This is a genomic window from Lentisphaera profundi, from assembly GCF_028728065.1.
GTDB lineage: Bacteria > Verrucomicrobiota > Lentisphaeria > Lentisphaerales > Lentisphaeraceae > Lentisphaera > Lentisphaera profundi.
The window spans coordinates 865,095-881,327 of record NZ_CP117811.1; the positions used below are offsets into that span (position 1 = coordinate 865,095).

The 16,233-nt window shown below is 41.8% G+C and carries 9 protein-coding genes, 1 tRNA gene and 1 pseudogene; 2 read left to right on the plus strand and 9 right to left on the minus strand.

The annotated features are described in order from the left end of the window. Window positions 1-43: 43 nt before the first annotated feature. Entirely contained in the window at window positions 44-1,669 is a 1,626-nt protein-coding gene (locus tag PQO03_RS03635) for an IS1634 family transposase (RefSeq protein WP_274151194.1), read from the minus strand. A gap of 191 nt (window positions 1,670-1,860) precedes the next feature. On the opposite strand from PQO03_RS03635, the pseudogene PQO03_RS03640 reads away from it, so the two are divergent. Next, window positions 1,861-2,502, plus strand: a pseudogene (locus PQO03_RS03640) (nuclease domain-containing protein); the annotation flags it as partial. Window positions 2,503-2,786: 284 nt separating this feature from the next. On the opposite strand, the gene PQO03_RS03645 reads toward PQO03_RS03640, so the two are convergent. Continuing rightward, window positions 2,787-2,860, minus strand: a tRNA-Arg gene (locus PQO03_RS03645). A 114-nt stretch (window positions 2,861-2,974) separates the two neighbouring features. After that, entirely contained in the window at window positions 2,975-4,144 is a 1,170-nt protein-coding gene (gene aroB / locus PQO03_RS03650; RefSeq protein ID WP_274151196.1) for a 3-dehydroquinate synthase, read from the minus strand. A gap of 140 nt (window positions 4,145-4,284) precedes the next feature. Between aroB and PQO03_RS03655 the strand changes: the two genes are divergently transcribed. Continuing rightward, window positions 4,285-4,482 (plus strand): hypothetical protein, encoded by a 198-nt coding sequence (locus PQO03_RS03655; protein WP_274151198.1) that lies wholly within the window; start codon window positions 4,285-4,287, stop codon window positions 4,480-4,482. An 852-nt stretch (window positions 4,483-5,334) separates the two neighbouring features. Here PQO03_RS03655 and PQO03_RS03660 read toward each other — a convergent pair. From PQO03_RS03660 to PQO03_RS03685, 6 genes are all read right to left on the minus strand, one after another. Continuing rightward, a complete protein-coding gene (locus PQO03_RS03660) occupies window positions 5,335-6,327 on the minus strand; it encodes a hypothetical protein (RefSeq protein ID WP_274151199.1) in 993 nt (330 codons plus the stop codon). A 440-nt stretch (window positions 6,328-6,767) separates the two neighbouring features. Beyond that, on the minus strand, window positions 6,768-8,339 hold the full coding sequence (locus tag PQO03_RS03665; protein WP_274151201.1) for an outer membrane protein assembly factor BamB family protein: 1,572 nt from the start codon (window positions 8,337-8,339) through the stop codon (window positions 6,768-6,770). A 104-nt stretch (window positions 8,340-8,443) separates the two neighbouring features. After that, the gene (locus PQO03_RS03670; protein WP_274151202.1) at window positions 8,444-9,772 is read right to left on the minus strand and encodes a DUF1552 domain-containing protein; all 1,329 of its coding nucleotides are present in this window, start codon (window positions 9,770-9,772) and stop codon (window positions 8,444-8,446) included. A gap of 12 nt (window positions 9,773-9,784) precedes the next feature. Continuing rightward, entirely contained in the window at window positions 9,785-13,246 is a 3,462-nt protein-coding gene (locus PQO03_RS03675) for a DUF1592 domain-containing protein (protein ID WP_274151204.1), read from the minus strand. Window positions 13,247-13,347: 101 nt separating this feature from the next. Then, entirely contained in the window at window positions 13,348-15,414 is a 2,067-nt protein-coding gene (locus tag PQO03_RS03680) for a serine/threonine-protein kinase (protein WP_274151205.1), read from the minus strand. Then, a complete protein-coding gene (locus PQO03_RS03685) occupies window positions 15,411-15,998 on the minus strand; it encodes an RNA polymerase sigma factor (RefSeq protein ID WP_274151207.1) in 588 nt (195 codons plus the stop codon). Before PQO03_RS03685 ends, PQO03_RS03680 begins: the two co-directional genes overlap by 4 nt. Between the last annotated feature and the right edge of the window lie 235 nt (window positions 15,999-16,233).

The following is a 16,233-nucleotide window of genomic DNA, read 5'->3' on the forward strand; positions in this document are numbered from 1 at the left end:
AATTGCAATGATTTAAGTTCTGTTCAAAATAAAAAAATACTGGCTACTTGAGTTTCACCCCTAGTAGATTCAGAATTTTTTGCTGTTCTTCATCGGGTTGAGAGACCTCTTTTTTGACAACAACGCCGTCAATTAAGTTCTCAGTTATACGTATAGATTTTAAGCGCTCAACGACATGCTGGAAAGTCCAGCGCTTTTCTTTGTACTTTCCGTCTTCGTCAAATAGTAGCTTTAGTAATTGCGTCGCATTCCACTGTATGTAATACGCTAAGGTAGAAAGAAAAATGTGTGACTTTAAGCGCTCATCGGTTTTGTGGTGCATTGGCCGCAACTCAAGAGAAACGGTCTTTAGGTTTCTGAAGGCCTGTTCGACTTTTTGTAAGTCTCTATAAGCTAATACCGTCTCATCTTTACCGATATTTTCTTTGGGCGCGTCAGTTCGAATTATGTAACAGCCGTCGAATTTTTCTTCTTGCTTCACTTTTTCTTCATTAAGCGACCAGGTTAATTTCCCATTATCGTCCACATCCCATTGGAAAAACTTCTCCACTTTACAGCGCTCAAATAAACGGCCTACACTGGCCGCCACTCTCACGCGTTGACGCTTCTGTTTTACGCTGGACTTCTGAGTTAATTCCTTCTCTATTTTAGCGATAAGAGCTCGTCTAGTTGCATTCTCATCCCTCATTGTATTTTCATTTTTGCACAGCATGTAGCGTATATTCTTGTTGTCGTCATCCATTACTTCGAGGATACTCCTGGAGTCAAACAACTCCATTTGGATATTATCTTTTTCGTGCAAAGTTTTAATTTGAGAATGAGTTAGAGCCGTGATGGTGCTGTAATCAATTTCATTAACTTCAGCAATTCTTTTCGGGGTGAGCATGCCTCGATCTCCTGTGAAGATGAGGTTTTTAAGCCCATACTTCTCGGAAAGCTTTTTCACCTCGCCCAATACTGTAGTCTGATCTGAGGTAGAACCCTTAAATATCTCTACGCCAACGGGGCAGCCTTTTTTGTCGGTGAGCAGGCCGATGGCAATCTGTTTGTAGCCTACCTTGCCACCCTTAGGTTTTCCAAATGCGACTAAATCTGAATCTTCATATTTGCCTTCGAACCATGTATTTGTCATGTCGTATAGAACCATACAGCCGTCTTCTAGGTGTTTTTTTGAAAGCTTGCGTTCGATCTTATCTTTTCGCTCGAGTAGCTCATCCATGGGCTTGTAGCAATGGGCTTCAACATCTGGACGAACTCCGAGTTCATGCCCGGCGAGAGCCCAAAGAAATGTATCTTGGTACATGTTCGTTAGACTGAGTTTACTGCCTTGATAAACCAGACGCCCCACAATCATCGCCAAAACATCCTCTCGGCACTGAGTTTTTTGAGAGAAAATCATTTTATCGAGCCCGAGATTCTTAGCGAGCTCCATGAAGACGTAGCTCGCACCAAATTCATAGCTGCGCCCGTGCCGTAAGTCCTCCAGGTTAAAATCACCTTTCTTGCCCTTGAGACTATTCTTTAGAGCCAATAATTGAGCTGGGGGTAACTTCGAAACATTACTGAGCGTGCGATGCTTGATCTTTCCGTCTTCACGAAAAGTCTCACGAACGAGATGGCTCACATAGATTTTTCCGTTGCGCTTAGATTTTATGGTCTCGAGATACATACTGGCTACTCTTTTTAGGATTATTTTTGATAAAATAAATGTAAAAACATAAAAATCAATATGAAATAATTATATTTTACTGGCTACACTTTTTAATCAAAATAAGCACAAGTCTATATGGGTGAGGTGCTTGCGCTAAAAAACCAAAAGAATATCCGTTTAGTGGCGCTCAGTCTTACCCACATGGGGGATCATGGACGAAGCAGATGCGCCCCGATTATACCCTGAGTTTATGGCCGCAGGGTTTAAATGAAAATAAGAATGATCGTGGCGAACAAGAGGCGGAAATTCAGGAATTGATTTCACATATTCATTTTGATGCCAAATATAAGGTAGGTTTTCTTAAGGAAGTCTTTGCGGCAAGTCATGATGAAGAAGCTGACTTAAATCAAGAAAAACAAGAGCAGCGTGAAAGCACTTACAAGCGGGCCGACTTACTCAAAATGCATGCCTACCGCGATGCTATTCGTAGAACGGCAGGTGCCTACATTCTTTACCCAGGTACAGATGAGAGCAAGCCAATGCAAGGTTACCATGAGTTATTGCCAGGACTTGGAGCCTTTCCACTTCGTCCTCAAGGTGATGATGGTACTCCGGCAATTCAAAAGTTCCTTGGTGAAGTCATTGATCATGTGAGTAATCGCGCGAGTCAGTATGAACGAAAATCCTATCACACCTATAATGTGCACAAGGATGAGCCGGGTAATGAGCTACGAGAAAGCTCTAGTGAACTCGTGGAATATTACTGTAAGCAAGATAAGAAAAATAAACTTGAGCGTATTATACCTTTGCTAGAAAGTTTAGATCAGCTCATGCTAGGGGATATTTGCTAGGAGATGAACGCTGCGTGGAAAGACCGGTCGTAAACTCACTGAAAGAATATTTCCCTCAACGATTATTAATTGAGGTACAGAAATGATTTTATATATAAAGAAATTTTAGAAATGACGGATTATTTCACGTTTGACTTATTTTATTGGAAGTGGAATAGCGCAGTATTCCCAATGAGTCGCCTCTTGGTCGATACTGAACACTTTGAAGATGAAACCGAGTGATTCATGAAAGACCGAGCTAATAAAAAAGGACTTATATTTCGATAAGTCCTTTATCATCAAAGTACACCCGAGCAGATTCGAACTGCTGACCTACGGCTTCGGAGACCGTCGCTCTATCCAGCTGAGCTACGGGTGCATTTTGTATTTATTCTAGGACTTCGATAAAAGAGGTCTTCGAATTATGTCTTGAAGGTAATGCTAGCTAAAGAGCTTTCAATTACTCAATACTGATATAAAGCAAAAGAGTGTTTTATTTGTCTGCAGGGGGTACTTCTAAACTTACTTGGGCAGCTCGATATTCGTCAATGGTTTCAATAAGGAATTCGTCTGTAAGAGCTTTGGTATAGGAGCCATTCTCAAAAGTTTTCATTGAGCCGATACCATCCATCAGTACAAAGCGGATTTGACCTGAGCGAACTTTTTTGTCGGTGTACATTTTTTCGACGAGTTTGGCAGTGGTGATTTCTTCTGGTACAATCGTAGGAAGGCCACATAAGGCAATGAGGGCATCAATGCGTTGGTGTTCTTCATCACTGATGAGTTCGAGCTTGTTAGCGAGCAGCGCTTGGATAGAAAGGCCTACGGCAACGCATTCGCCATGGAGCAGTTGGTATTCAAAGAGAGTTTCCATTGCGCGGCCTGCAGTATGACCGAGATTAAGAATCTGACGTAAGTTGGCTTCTTTTTCATCGCGGCTAACCACATCATATTTGATGCGACAGTTAGCTTCAGCAATGAATTCACAGGCTTCGGCATCGAGCTTCGCGTCTTTGGTAGAAGCAATGCGGGTAATATTTTCTTCTAACCAAGTGAAAAATGCGGAGTCAGCAAGGCAGGCATGCTTAATCGTCTCGGCAAGGCCTGCACGGACTTCACGATCTGGAAGTGTGCTCCAAGTAGCGATATCAATATAGACTTTTTGTGGCTGATTAAAGAGGCCAATGAGATTGGTTGCATGGGGAGTATCAACGGCGGTTTTTCCACCTACGGAAGCATCCGCAGCCGAGAGCAGGGTGGTGGAATAATTGATGAAGGGAATACCACGACCGAAAGTTCCGGCAAGGTAACCGGCTAAGTCAGAGACAACGCCGCCACCGAGTGCAATGATTGCGGAATCACGTCCGAAGCCCTTGTCGAGCATTTCGTCTTCAATGCGAATTTTAGTTTCACGAGTTTTTGAGTGTTCGCCCGCAGGCATATCAAAAAGTTCGATATTGAAGCCTTCTTCTTTGATGGCAAGGATGACATTGCTCGCATAGAGGGGGAGGACATTTGAGTCGGTAATGAGTGCGAGTTTATTGGCTTTTGGAAAGAGGCCATTTTTCAAATCATTGATGAGAGTAGAAAAGAGATTGAAGCCGATTTCGATGTCATAGGAATCATCAACGGTTTTCTTGAGGGGTACGTGAAAAGTAGCCATGGTTTAGTGCTCCGAAATTTATTTGCCTTAAGTAAGACAATATGGCTATTTTTTCAAGTGTTAGAGGATTAAGGAGCGGGACTTTACTTGATGAAATTTACGGTGGAGCCATATTATCTAAATAATTAAAGGGAGAAGAAATGAAGTGTCCACATTGTGAGAGCCAGAAGTTAGCTCACCTAACGCCTATTACTGATAGTAAAAACGTTACAAAATTTTATCATGCTTTTTGTGAATCCTGTGAGCAGGAAGTTCGCATTGATTTGGATGGAAGTGTGAAGAAAGAAGTTGAGCACGATAAGACTTGGTTAGATGACCTCAGTAAGATCATTGAGTAAATAGATTTAGGATTATAATCCTCAGCTAAAAAGCTGCTTCGCAGAGTTAAGCGAGCGGTTACCTTTTTTAGTATGGCTCCGAGGGCTCCTCGGCCACCGGAGGTATTTATACAGCTGCTTCGCAGAGTTAAGCGAGCGGTTACCTTTTTTAGTAGGGCCCCGAGGGCTCCTCGGCCACCGGAGGTATTTATACTGCTGCTTCGCAGATGAATATGCTGCTTCGCAGATGAGAGGACTCCGTCCCTTCAAACTCCCCTGCCAGATACTGCCGTATGGGCAAATGCTTTTTATCCGCCTGTCTGGCAAGACCCTGGACCAGGCGGATATTGTGCTTCGCACAGTTAATGAGCTGCTTCGCAGAGTTAACGAGCTGCTAGCTTTTTTAGTATGGCTCCGAGGGCTCCTCGGCCACCGGAGGTATTTATACTGGTGCTTCGCAGATGAAAAAGCTGCTTCGCAGATGAGAGGACTCCGTCCCCTCAAACTCCCCTGTAAGGACTTGCCAGTCCTGGACCAGGCGGATATAAAAGCCGTTTCGCACAGGTGAGATGCTGCTTCGCAGATGAAAAAGCTGCTTCGCAGATGAGAGGACTCCGTCCCCTCAAACTCCCCTGTAAGGACTTGCCAGTCCTTAACCAGGCGGATATAAAAGCAGCTTCGCAGATGAAAATGCTGCTTCGCAGATGAAAAAGCTGCTTCGCAGGTGAGAGGACTCCGTCCCCTCAAACTCCCCTGCCAGGACTTGCCAGTCCTGGACCAGGCGGATATAAAAGCCGTTTCGCAGATGAAAAAGCTGCTTCGCAGGTGAAAAAGCAGCTTCGCACGACTAAATGCTGCTTCGCAGATTAAGTCTTAATGACGGATAATGAGTTCTTTGATTTGCCAGGGAGCCTTCTCGACAACTTTTCGAGCTTGAGGCTGATTAGCCAGAGCCCAGCTCTGATCTAAATCCATTTTGATTTTGACTTGTACTTGGCCTTCACGGCTCCAGATTTTAAGAATTTCTTGGGTGTCTTTGAGTTCTTTTCCCTGAGGGCGGAGCTTTTCGTCGGGGCATAACTCAAGGCAGGCAAGGAGTCCACTACTGAGGTCATCAAATTGCCAAGCGGATAATTGGTTGCCATGATACCAAGGGGATTCTTCTTGAACGCGTTCATTGAGGGCCATGAAATGGGTGCTCATGGCAGTAGCTTGAGCCCATTGTTCTAAGGCAGTGGGAGCAGCAGTAAAAGTGTAGGTACATTTATAGGTTACGGGGAAACGCAGTGGAGTAATCCAGCCATCATTTAAAGTCACTTCGGTTTTATTATCTTCTAAGGCATGAAGGATTTCATTGAAGTGATCGGGACGATAGTGGATTTTATCGACCCAGCCCCAGTTCTCTTTATAATACATGAGGCCCTTGGAGATATGTTTTTTCTTATATTGAAAAAGCATTTTATCGGTGACGGGAGAGTAGTTGAGCAGGGTGAGGGAAATGATGCAGATTATATAGAGGGCTAGGCAGAGACCATCACTGAGGAAGTAAAAGTAAGCATTCATGACTTTGGATTTTTTGCACAAAAGTTTTTGACGCCAGTAAGCTAAAGGTAAGAAAAGGATGAGTCCTGGGCCAAGCCAAATCCAGAAAGCTGAACGCTTGAGTAGGATATGATCTTCTTTTTTTAGAAAGTAGAAATGAAGGAGGAAGAGCCCACTTATACTGATGATTAGGAGTGAGAACAGCCGTGGGAAGCTGACGAGGTAAGCGGTAGGTTGCCAAGTATAATCAATGCAGAAAGCAAAAATGAGCAATGCAGGTAAAAGCATGAGTGCACTGGATAAGATAAGTAAAGTTTTTTTCATGTAGATCCCAATTTTTCAGTGCGCACATTAGCACAGGCTTTTATGAGGTAAAGTTTCTTAGTGAGGGAATTGTCATATATCGCTGTTAGTAGGGCTTTAAAGTGCTGGGGGGAACTTAAGTACATGCCGAAGGTATGTTGTATGGTAGCCACCGGCTTTATCCGGTGGGTATTGTTTAAAAAATGATATTAATGCCGAAGGTATGAAGGTAAATCTCTACAGCGTACCTTCAGCACGCACGATTCTGTTATTCAAACACCACGGACTTACGTCCATGGCTACATTCCTAAGCTCTTCGAGCTCAAATATCTCTTAAGTTCCCTACCATTAGTTCGAGACGATGGGGAGAGGATGGGGGATATTATTGTTAAGCTTAGTGTCTACACAAAAAAACCGAGCAATGAGCTCGGCTTTTTTGTGACTTGTTTATCTAAAAGAACTTATTTTTTGTCTTCTTCGATACAAATGAGTTGCTTCAGGGTACGATGATAAAGCTTACCATTGGCAAAGGATGGGGTATTGAGTGACCAAGTTTGACCTGCTTCACCTAGGTCACTAATGCTTAGGAGGGCCGTTTGGTCAAATTTCTCTGCTTTAGCATCGATAACGTAGACGCGTCCATTTTGTAAAGTGTAATAAATTTTGTTATTAACACAAATGGGATTGCCATTGAAAACCCAGCTCCAACCATCGCGTTTTGAACGTTTATCGCCGGCAATGTCGAGATCGCGATTGTTAATGGTGCTTGCAGGAATGTTTTCTAACCAAGTTTTTTTATTGTCGACTAAGCTAGTGGGGAACTGAACGTATTCGACTTTATTAGTTTTTAGGTCGACACGTGCGAAGGCATTGATGGGGCCGGCCTTTTTGACGGGGCCATAACGTTCGGGGCCAAAGCACATGAAATAGAGTTTATCGTCAATAAGCATGGTGCTGAACCATGCGGGAAAAATGGTGATGCCCACCGATTTTGTGATGTTGAAATCTTTGTGTTGAATAAGTTTTCTTTGTTTTTTGTCATAGATTTCAGCATCAACGTTTTCTGTGATAGAAATTTTCTTGATGAGTTTACCCGTCTTAGAATCTAATAGGTGAATAATGCCATCATAAGTCATCCAGATAGCGTATTTATCGTTCCAAGAGGATTGATAGAGACACATTCCTGCATCAGCTTCGTATTCCCAAATGGATTTACCCGTTTGAGCATCAATCATGCTATAACCTCTTGGCGCCTCTGGAACTCTGTGGTGGCCGCCGCGACCAATGAGGATAGCATCTTTGCCTTCAGCAGTTTTTGACAAGAAAGGAGTATTATAATGAGTGAGTGCACCCTCGGAGACCCAAACTTTTTCGCCGGTTAATTTATTAAAGGCAAAGAGGTAATTCCAACCATAAGTACGTTCGCCATCTTTTTCGTAGTAAGGTTCGACGTTAATGATTAGGTTGCCAGAGATGATGGGTTCGTATTGCTTGTTGAAAGGAAATTTAACGCCATCAAGTTTTTCGATTGGATCCCAATTGCGTTCCCACACTTTTTCGCCCTTAGTTGTGTAGCAAGCTATTTGGCCAGAAGCATTAAAGAACCAGACGTTTTTTCCATCAGTCACAGGAGTTGGCGTCGTGCTATCGCTAAAGCCGTAGAGGTAGTTGGCTTTAACTTTACCCGTTAATTTGCATTGCCAGAGAATTTTTCGACTCGAGAGATCAATGCATAAGCCACGTATATTAGAACCTGTCTTGACGTAGTTTTCTTTGGTGACGGGTTCAATGATGGTGAGAAAGGCTTTATTGCCATGAATGGCAATGCCGCTTTGTCCAGCCTCAGGTAAGTCCATGGTCCATTTAATATTAGTACCATCGCTGACACTGAAGTTTTTAGGAGCGTCATGTTTAGTGTCAGTGACTTCATAGGAGCTATTGGGGCCGCCTGCCGAGGGCCATTGTTGTACAGGATCACTAGATGCACAAGAGAAGAACATAGCGGAGGCTAAGGGGAGGATGAGTTTTTTCATTTACAAAAATTACCTTGTCTTATTAATAATGGAGAATAACAATAAAAAAACTCAGGCACTAAAAGTAAAGTTTTTAGTGCCTGAGTGAGATAGAAATATGATAATTAGCTAAAAATTTCTCCTGGGAGCTTACCCGTGCTATCAGAGAATTTACTGCGCTTGATGCCCGCAGCATTAAGCATGCTTACAAAGAGGTTAGTCATAGGAGTTTTTTCTTCAAATCTTTGGTAAGACCCATGTTTGATTCCCATGTTTTTACCACCAGCAAGTACGAGAGGCAGGTTACGAGCATTATGTGTGTGTGCTTGTGAACTACCATAGAGTACTTGAGTGTTATCCAAGATTGAACCATGCTCATCCTTGACTTCTTTCATACGACCTAAGAAGTAAGCGTATTGTTGAGAGAGCCAGTTATCCCAGCTTGACCAAAGCATGGCGTCATTGGAATGAGAGATACCATGAATACCTTTCTTGGCATTTAAGGCAAGTTTAGGGAAATTCTCGCCAAAGCCCATGCCATCTTCACGAGCAATTTGATAAGTGACAACACGTGTTAGATCCATTTCATAAGCAAGTACAATGAGGTCATACATTGAACGTATGTATGTTTCAGCATTTTTTGTTGGATCTAAATCGAAGTTCAATTTACTAAAATCAGCATTTTTGAGTGGGATATCTAGCCACTCTTCGTTTTTAATAATTTGTTTTTCAACGGAATTAAGAGAAGTGAGGTATTGATCCATTTTGTCTTGATCACCTTTACCAAGCTTCCGCTGAAGTTCTTTACTATTGCCATAAACGAGGTCAACAATTTTACGACCGCGTTGAAGTTCCTTGCGTCGTGCTTCCGTAGAACCACCACCAGTGGGATTAAAGTAACGCTCAAAAATCTCTCTATGACGATGCTCAGTAGGAATGGCGTTACCAATGGAGTTAAAAGAGAGTGAAGTGACACGTGATTTATAACCTACGCCACCATCTGCGGAGAGTGCAAATGAGGGGTAGCGGGAATCTTTGCCAATGTGGCCGGCAGCTACTTGGTCAATAGAAATATTATTCTTGTAAGTGTTGCGAACATCGCCACCCGTTAACCAAGTATCGCCCGCAATATGACCCAGTAATTGACGTGAACGTGGGTGCGAGAGCCCACCGAGGATCGTCATGTCATCTCTGAAGTCATTGAGAGGCTCAAGCGAGTGATTATTTTTGTAATCACGGCCTTCTTGATCAGGGAAGAAACGGTATTTTTTAGTTTCTTCTTTAATTTTACCAGGTTCACAGGCGCCATTGGGGAAGTAGAGGAAGCACATGCGCTTGGGATCTTCGCCTTTAGGTTTGGTAGCACTCATGGCTTCCAAATAAGGAAGTGCGCAGGCTACGCCTGTGCCGCGGAGGAAAGTACGTCGATCTAAATGCCAGGATTTTTTGCTCATTTTTCTGTTTCCTTATCTTCTAGTAAAAATATCGTGAGAAATAATGTTTTTAACAAGGTCTTTAAAGCCATATTTTTGCTCCATTGTCTTGTGAACGATTTGGTCAATATCTTCATTGTCCATGTAGGATAGGTCGCGCCCTAGCGAGTAGGCTAAGAGGTGTTTTGTAACGGCGCGAGTCACATTTTCTTGCTTGTTTTCTTTGATGTATTTTTTGAGTTCATTGATGCCATTGAGTTTTGTTCCGTCAAGGAGTTCTGTTTTTGAGTCAGCTTTGGCATTGAATTTACCAACGGCATCGTAGTTTTCGAAGACAACGCCCCAAGGGTCAATTTTCAAGTGACAGTCAATACATGAAGATTTTTCGCGGTGCAATTCGAGTTGTTGTTTAATAGTTAAACCTTTGAAGCTGGGTTCATCGGCATCGAGTGCAGGTACATTTGGCGGTGGGGGTGGGGGCTCATCATCCAGAAGTTTTTCCATTAGCCAGACACCACGTTTGATCGGGTGGGCTTGGTTGCCGTCTGAGTGACCGGTCAAGAAGCTTGCTTGGGTAATAAGGCCGCCGCGATTGTACTCTGGCTTCAGTTTAACAGGACGGAAATTCGTTCCTTGCACGCCTTTGATACCATAGAATTCAGCTAAGTTTTGGTTGAGCATAGCGAAGTCCGAGTCGATGAAATTTTCAATACTCATGTTGTTTTTAAGGACGTGAGTTAAGAAAGTACGGGTTTCTTTTGCCATGTCCGCTTTTACAAAACGATTATAATTTTGGTACTTCTTGAAATCGGTACTGATGCTTTCGAGGCGATCCATGCGCAACCATTCACGAGAGAAAGTTTCGATGAATTGATCGCTCTTTGGATCTTGAACCATGCGGTCGATTTCTTTGTCCAAATTAGTGGATAAGCGAAAGGAATAAGCGAGATCAAGAAGGCGTTTATCTGGTGGTTGATTCCAAAGGAAATAAGATAAACGATTGGCGAGTTGGAATTCATTAACTCTTGGTGTCCCTTTTGATTCCTGCTTGGGTTCAGCCATAAAAAGGAATTCAGGTGAGCAGAGTACGGCGACCAAAGCTTCTTTCACACCATCTTCGTAACGTGGGAATTCAGCTTTGATTGATTTCCAGAAGTTATAGTAAATATTAATTGTATGCGCATCCACTTTTTTGCGGAAGGCGCGATTAATGAATTTACTTATGACTTCCTTAGTATAAAGATCTTTGTTGGCTTTATTTTTTGAGTCAAAGAAAATGTTTTTATAGGAGAGCATGGGCCACTGGGGTATGTAAGGGGCTTCAAATTCTAAGCGTTCAATTTTCACAGGTGGGCCTGAGAGGTCTTTATCTTTGACCAAGTGATCATTATATATACCCAAAATCATAATGTTGGCTAGCGGGTTTTTTGTATTGGGGTTAATAACTGGAACAGGCAGGTTCTCTAAGCGCCCTTTAAATACTTGTGTTTGTGATTTACCAATAGGTGAATTAAAGGCTTTTGATCCATCATATAGCTTGTGATCCATACCGTCATCTGCACGTGTTCCTAAGAAAGCTTGTAAAGAACCGGAGATGTTTTTGTATTTTTCTTTGCTAGCAAGGTATTTATTATAAGTGTTTTCTTTTGCTCGAATATCGCCTGTTTTATCACTTGCGGGGATAATACTTAATTCATGAAATTCTACAAAATCATTGGCTTTGAGGTTAAGGGTGTAGGTGCCAGATTTTAGTTTACCAAAAGCTACAGTTGAATTGATGAGTGTAGGTTTATGTTTGTTATCATCTAATGCTCGTTTAAGGACAAGGCGTTGACCTTGATAATATGAGAATTCGGCACCATAAAAACGTTTTTCGTAGCCTATGCGGTTATATACCTTTAAAGACTCTATTATTTGGGGCTTATTGAATTCTATTTTAATCCAAGGATTATCTTTGTTTAGTAGTGTATGAGTCAAATTTTTCTTATTGCCATCCATCAGGGTTTTAGGTCCCATACTATCGTCGTACGTAGAACTCATAGTGATTAGAGCATTTTCAATTTTTTTGTTTTTAGGACCATAGATTTCTAATTCCATTAAGTTGATGGTACGCTTTTTACCTGGAATTTGAATCAATAGTGAATTCACCTTTTTATTCTCTGAGCCCTTGATTGAGATCACATCGGCAACATTTCCCTCATTTTTCTCATTTTTATGATGAAAGTGTTGGAGGATATAGTAATTGTTAAGATTAAAAGCGAAGTTGCTTTTTTTCTCTTTTTCACTGATGGGCTTTCGAGTAATATTAAAATGGTAGTAGCCGTCTTTAGGGATATTAACTTGTACGTTAGCAGTAGAGACGGATCCGCGGTCGTCAGCAACTAACTTGTTGCCGTCGAGTTTAAAGTTTTTAATCATTCTAAAGTCTTTTGCTTTGAATGTTTGTGTGCCATCGCCTGCCGTTGGATGGGCTTTGGATTTTTGATTAGTTTTATTGAGGAAGAATTCGCTGACTGGAATAGGTAGAGAATTGCTAGCCGTCACACGGAAGACAAAATCACCTTCAGAGGGGAAGTCTTTGCGGATGAGCATTTTCAGGTTGGGGTTAGCTCCCTGCCATGACTTAGGTGCTTTTTCAACATGTGGAACAGACCCATGCATGACCATGCCATCCTCGACCATACCCCAACGACTACGATCATCTGAGCCACGGAAGCCGACCATGATATTTTTTTTGATCTCTTCTACTTTTAAGCCATTAGGAGCAATTTCATTATCGGTTAAAACTTTGTCGTTTTCATCGAGTATCGAGATTTTGTAGTTTTTACCGTCGAGGTTAATCGATTGGTAGCCACCGATTTTGGCATACACTTTTTTACTGGCGTTTTGAGCGAAATCCAAACGGTATTTACTCACCGCAGGTTTTTCTTTTGGCCCAATAGCTTTATCTAAAGCATTGCGCGCAATTTTTTGATAATACTCAATATGCAGTGGAGAAATCGTCATGCTCTCACCCGCGTTAGTGAAGCCCATGTGGGATTTAGCTTCGGGAGGAAGAGTGTTGCTGAAGTCAATCGAGAGACCAAGAAGTTTTTGGAGTGAGTTATTATATTGATCTTTGGTAAGGCGGCGAACTACCGTCTTTGCCTCGCCGCGCTTCTTTTCTTTGGCGAGTTTGAGGTTGCCAGTCATCCAATCAACAATTTTTCTGCGTTCTGCATCAGAAGGTTGTTTAACGTCATCAGGGGGCATGTCCGCGGTGTTAATAACGTCGAGAGCGGCATGCCATTTTTCGCCGTCTTTACCGTTGATGATATCGGGATCTAGTATATCTAAGCGAACTTCACCTTTCTGTTTTTTTACGCCATGACAGCGAATACAAAACTTTTCTAGAAGGGGTTTGATTTCACCTTTGAAATCATGCGAGGCTTCTGCGGCGGGTAGAGCAGGGCTCGCCAAGAGTAAGGTGAAGAGAGCGTAAAGATGTTTTTTCATTCAGAATCCTAATTTTATCAAAATTATTAATAAGTTCAATAAAGGTTTATGACCGAATGTGTGTCGGGTTAACAGTTTATTTTAAGATAAATGAAAAAAACTCAAAAATTGTTTATGGAGACGTGAAGGTTAGAAGGGATTTTTAATTTTTGTATTTCTTTAAATTGCTTTTCTGAAAGGATGAGGTTTTTGAGCTGCTTCATGTTCAGAACTTCTTGAGTGATACTTATGGGTGAAAGGCTTAGGTCGAGATCGGATACACCAATGGATTCAAAGTGCTGAGGGAATTTTTTCATGCCCATGATTTTCAAATAATTAATGGGGAGGAAATTAAAGTAAGTTTGAGTTACTTTCATCCTAGTTCTGGGGTTTCCGAATGTGTAGCCAATGTTCTTTAAGTTTTTACCACTTATCTCTAAAGCTTTGACTTCTGAGTGGTATTTGAAGTTTTCATGGTCCCAGTTTGGGTTTGAAGCCTGAATGAGATTTTGGATAAAACTTAATTTGTCATTGAGGCTAGGCTTGGTTATGAGATAACAATTGAGAACTTTATATTTAACATAATGGTCTCTGAGTGCGGTAAGATCTTTGGTAAAATCAGGAATTAAGTTCTCGGGTATTTTTTGACCCTCTGGAATGAGATTCGAGTATTTTTCACTGAGTTTTTGTATTTCGGTATTTTTTGTATCTGTTGCTTGGGCTATATCAAAATCACGCTTGGATTGACTGAAGTTTTGTATCATGAAGTGAGCCCGCGCCCGCTTAGAATAAAGTTTTTTATTGTTGGGGTCCGCTTCAATAAGTCTATCTAAATAAAGGAAAGTTCTTTCCATGTGTTCCGTGGGGTCTTTGTCGAGTGAAGAGTGGAAGAGGTAGCTTAATACATCACTCTCTAAGCGGTTTGAGTGGTCGTGGATAACGTGATTGCGCCATTCGCGTTCTTTTTCTAAAAGAGCCAAAGCTTGATCCGTGCGTTCTTTTTCAGTTTGAAGCTGTAATTGTTTTTTCTCTGCTAGTTCTCTTGCTATTTCTGCTTCTTTACGGCGTTCTTCAATATTTAAGAAGTAGACTGTTGTCAAAACAGCAATGATGATAATAAATGATAAGACGATGTGGCATTGGGCTTTATTACGGCGGTAAAGGAGTTTGGCTTGACGTAAAAAAGAGGGCTTGTCTGCGGAAGGTGAGAAGCCCAATAAATATTTTTGAATATCTTTTCGAATTAAATCCACACTTTGATAGCGTTCGTAGCTATTGAACTTCATGGCCTTATATATAATGGATTTTAAACCATCTGAGATGCCTTGGTTTGGAAAATCAAACTTCCCTTCAAGGTTATTCTGTATGATTTGTTTATCTGAGCCATCATCAAATGGGGATTCAAAAAAAAGAATAGTGTAAAGCAGGCAACCTAAGGCATAGATGTCAGCTGCTTCAGTTATGTCATCTTCCCTATGGATTTGTTCCGGAGCCATAAAGCCAGGAGTGCCTTTGATTTCCCCTTGGTGAGTTATGTTGTTGAGGAAGTCTGGGTTAAACATGAGGCCATCGAAGCTATCAAAGTCCTTAGAACCAATGACTTTTCCCAGGCCCCAATCGCAGACGAGTACTTCGCCGAAATTTCCGACCTGAATGTTGTCCGGTTTTAAATCGAGATGAACAACTTTATGTGAATGGGCATAAGCGATGGCATCACAAATTTTTAAAAAGATGTTGAGTAAGACTTCTTGGGAATATTTTTGTGTGTAGCCAGGATGCTCGTCTTTAAGTTTATTAATTATTTTTTTTAATGAGTCGCCTTCTTTCAACTCCATGGTAAAAAAAGGTGCGCCCATGGGGCCAATTCCCACATCGTAGACGGGTATTATATTGGGGTGAGTAAGCAAAGCAGTAAGGTGAGCCTCACGAATGAAGGGGTCATAAAGTTCTTGAGAGGCTCTTTTTATGAGCCGTGCCATGGCGACATTTCTTTTGGTAAGTTGGTCATAGACTTTCGAAATGCGTTTCATGCCGCCTTCGGCAACAAAAGATTCTTTACAATAACGCTGATTATTTTCTAAAAGTTCTTGATAGAGTGGGGGCAGTTCTTCGCCTTCTACGATTTCATCATTATCCTCAAAGAGGTCGAGGAGTTTTTTAGAACGTGCTGAAATGTCTTGCTCACTCATGATCGTTCCATGCTTCTAGTGAGTTTGCGCATTTCGCTAATAAAGCATGACTTAACTCTAGCTTTGAGCACTTTTACGGAAGGAATAGCGATGTCGAGTTTTTCGGCGATTTGAGTGTTTGAAAGTCCGTCTAAGCTCATTAAAAAGGCTTCGACTGCTTTGCCAGAGAAGACTTCTTTAACTCGTTTGATGGCTTCGTCGGTGAGGTAGTTTTCCCACTCGCTTTGAATCATGAGGTCTAGATCGTTTTTGTCGCAAATTTGATTTTCTTCTCCTTCGAAGAAGGCGTGTTCTTGACGTCTATTTTCTTTACGGTAATGCTCGTTAACAGAGTTGCGTATGACCGTGCTGAGCCAAGGGCGAAAACTACCTTTTGAGCTGTCGTAGGTATTGATCTTTTTCCAGAGTTTAAGGACTATCTGTTGTGCGACATCATCTGAACTCGACTTGTTCACGCCCATTTTTAAAATGATGAAATAAATGAAGCGGCCATAGTAATCGATAAATTCTTTCCAGGCCGATTCATCATCGGGGTCGACCGCTCGTAAGAGAAGAGTCTTTCTGGTAATCCATTGATCAGTCATGAGTAAGCCTAGTTGTAAAGAAAAGAATACTGATAATAGAAAGCTCTTTGGAAGGCTTTTTCAAATGAATCAGAAGGGTGATTGAGTAAAAACTATCAAAACTTGTCTTAGCAGCCTGTCGGACTTCTCTCTGTTCGACACCAAGATTGTTGAGTTTCGCCGAGTTTTTTACCGAGTTATTGCCCGAAAATCGTTAAATAGGTCAAATGTCCGCCTCATGTCGGACAAAAACCGT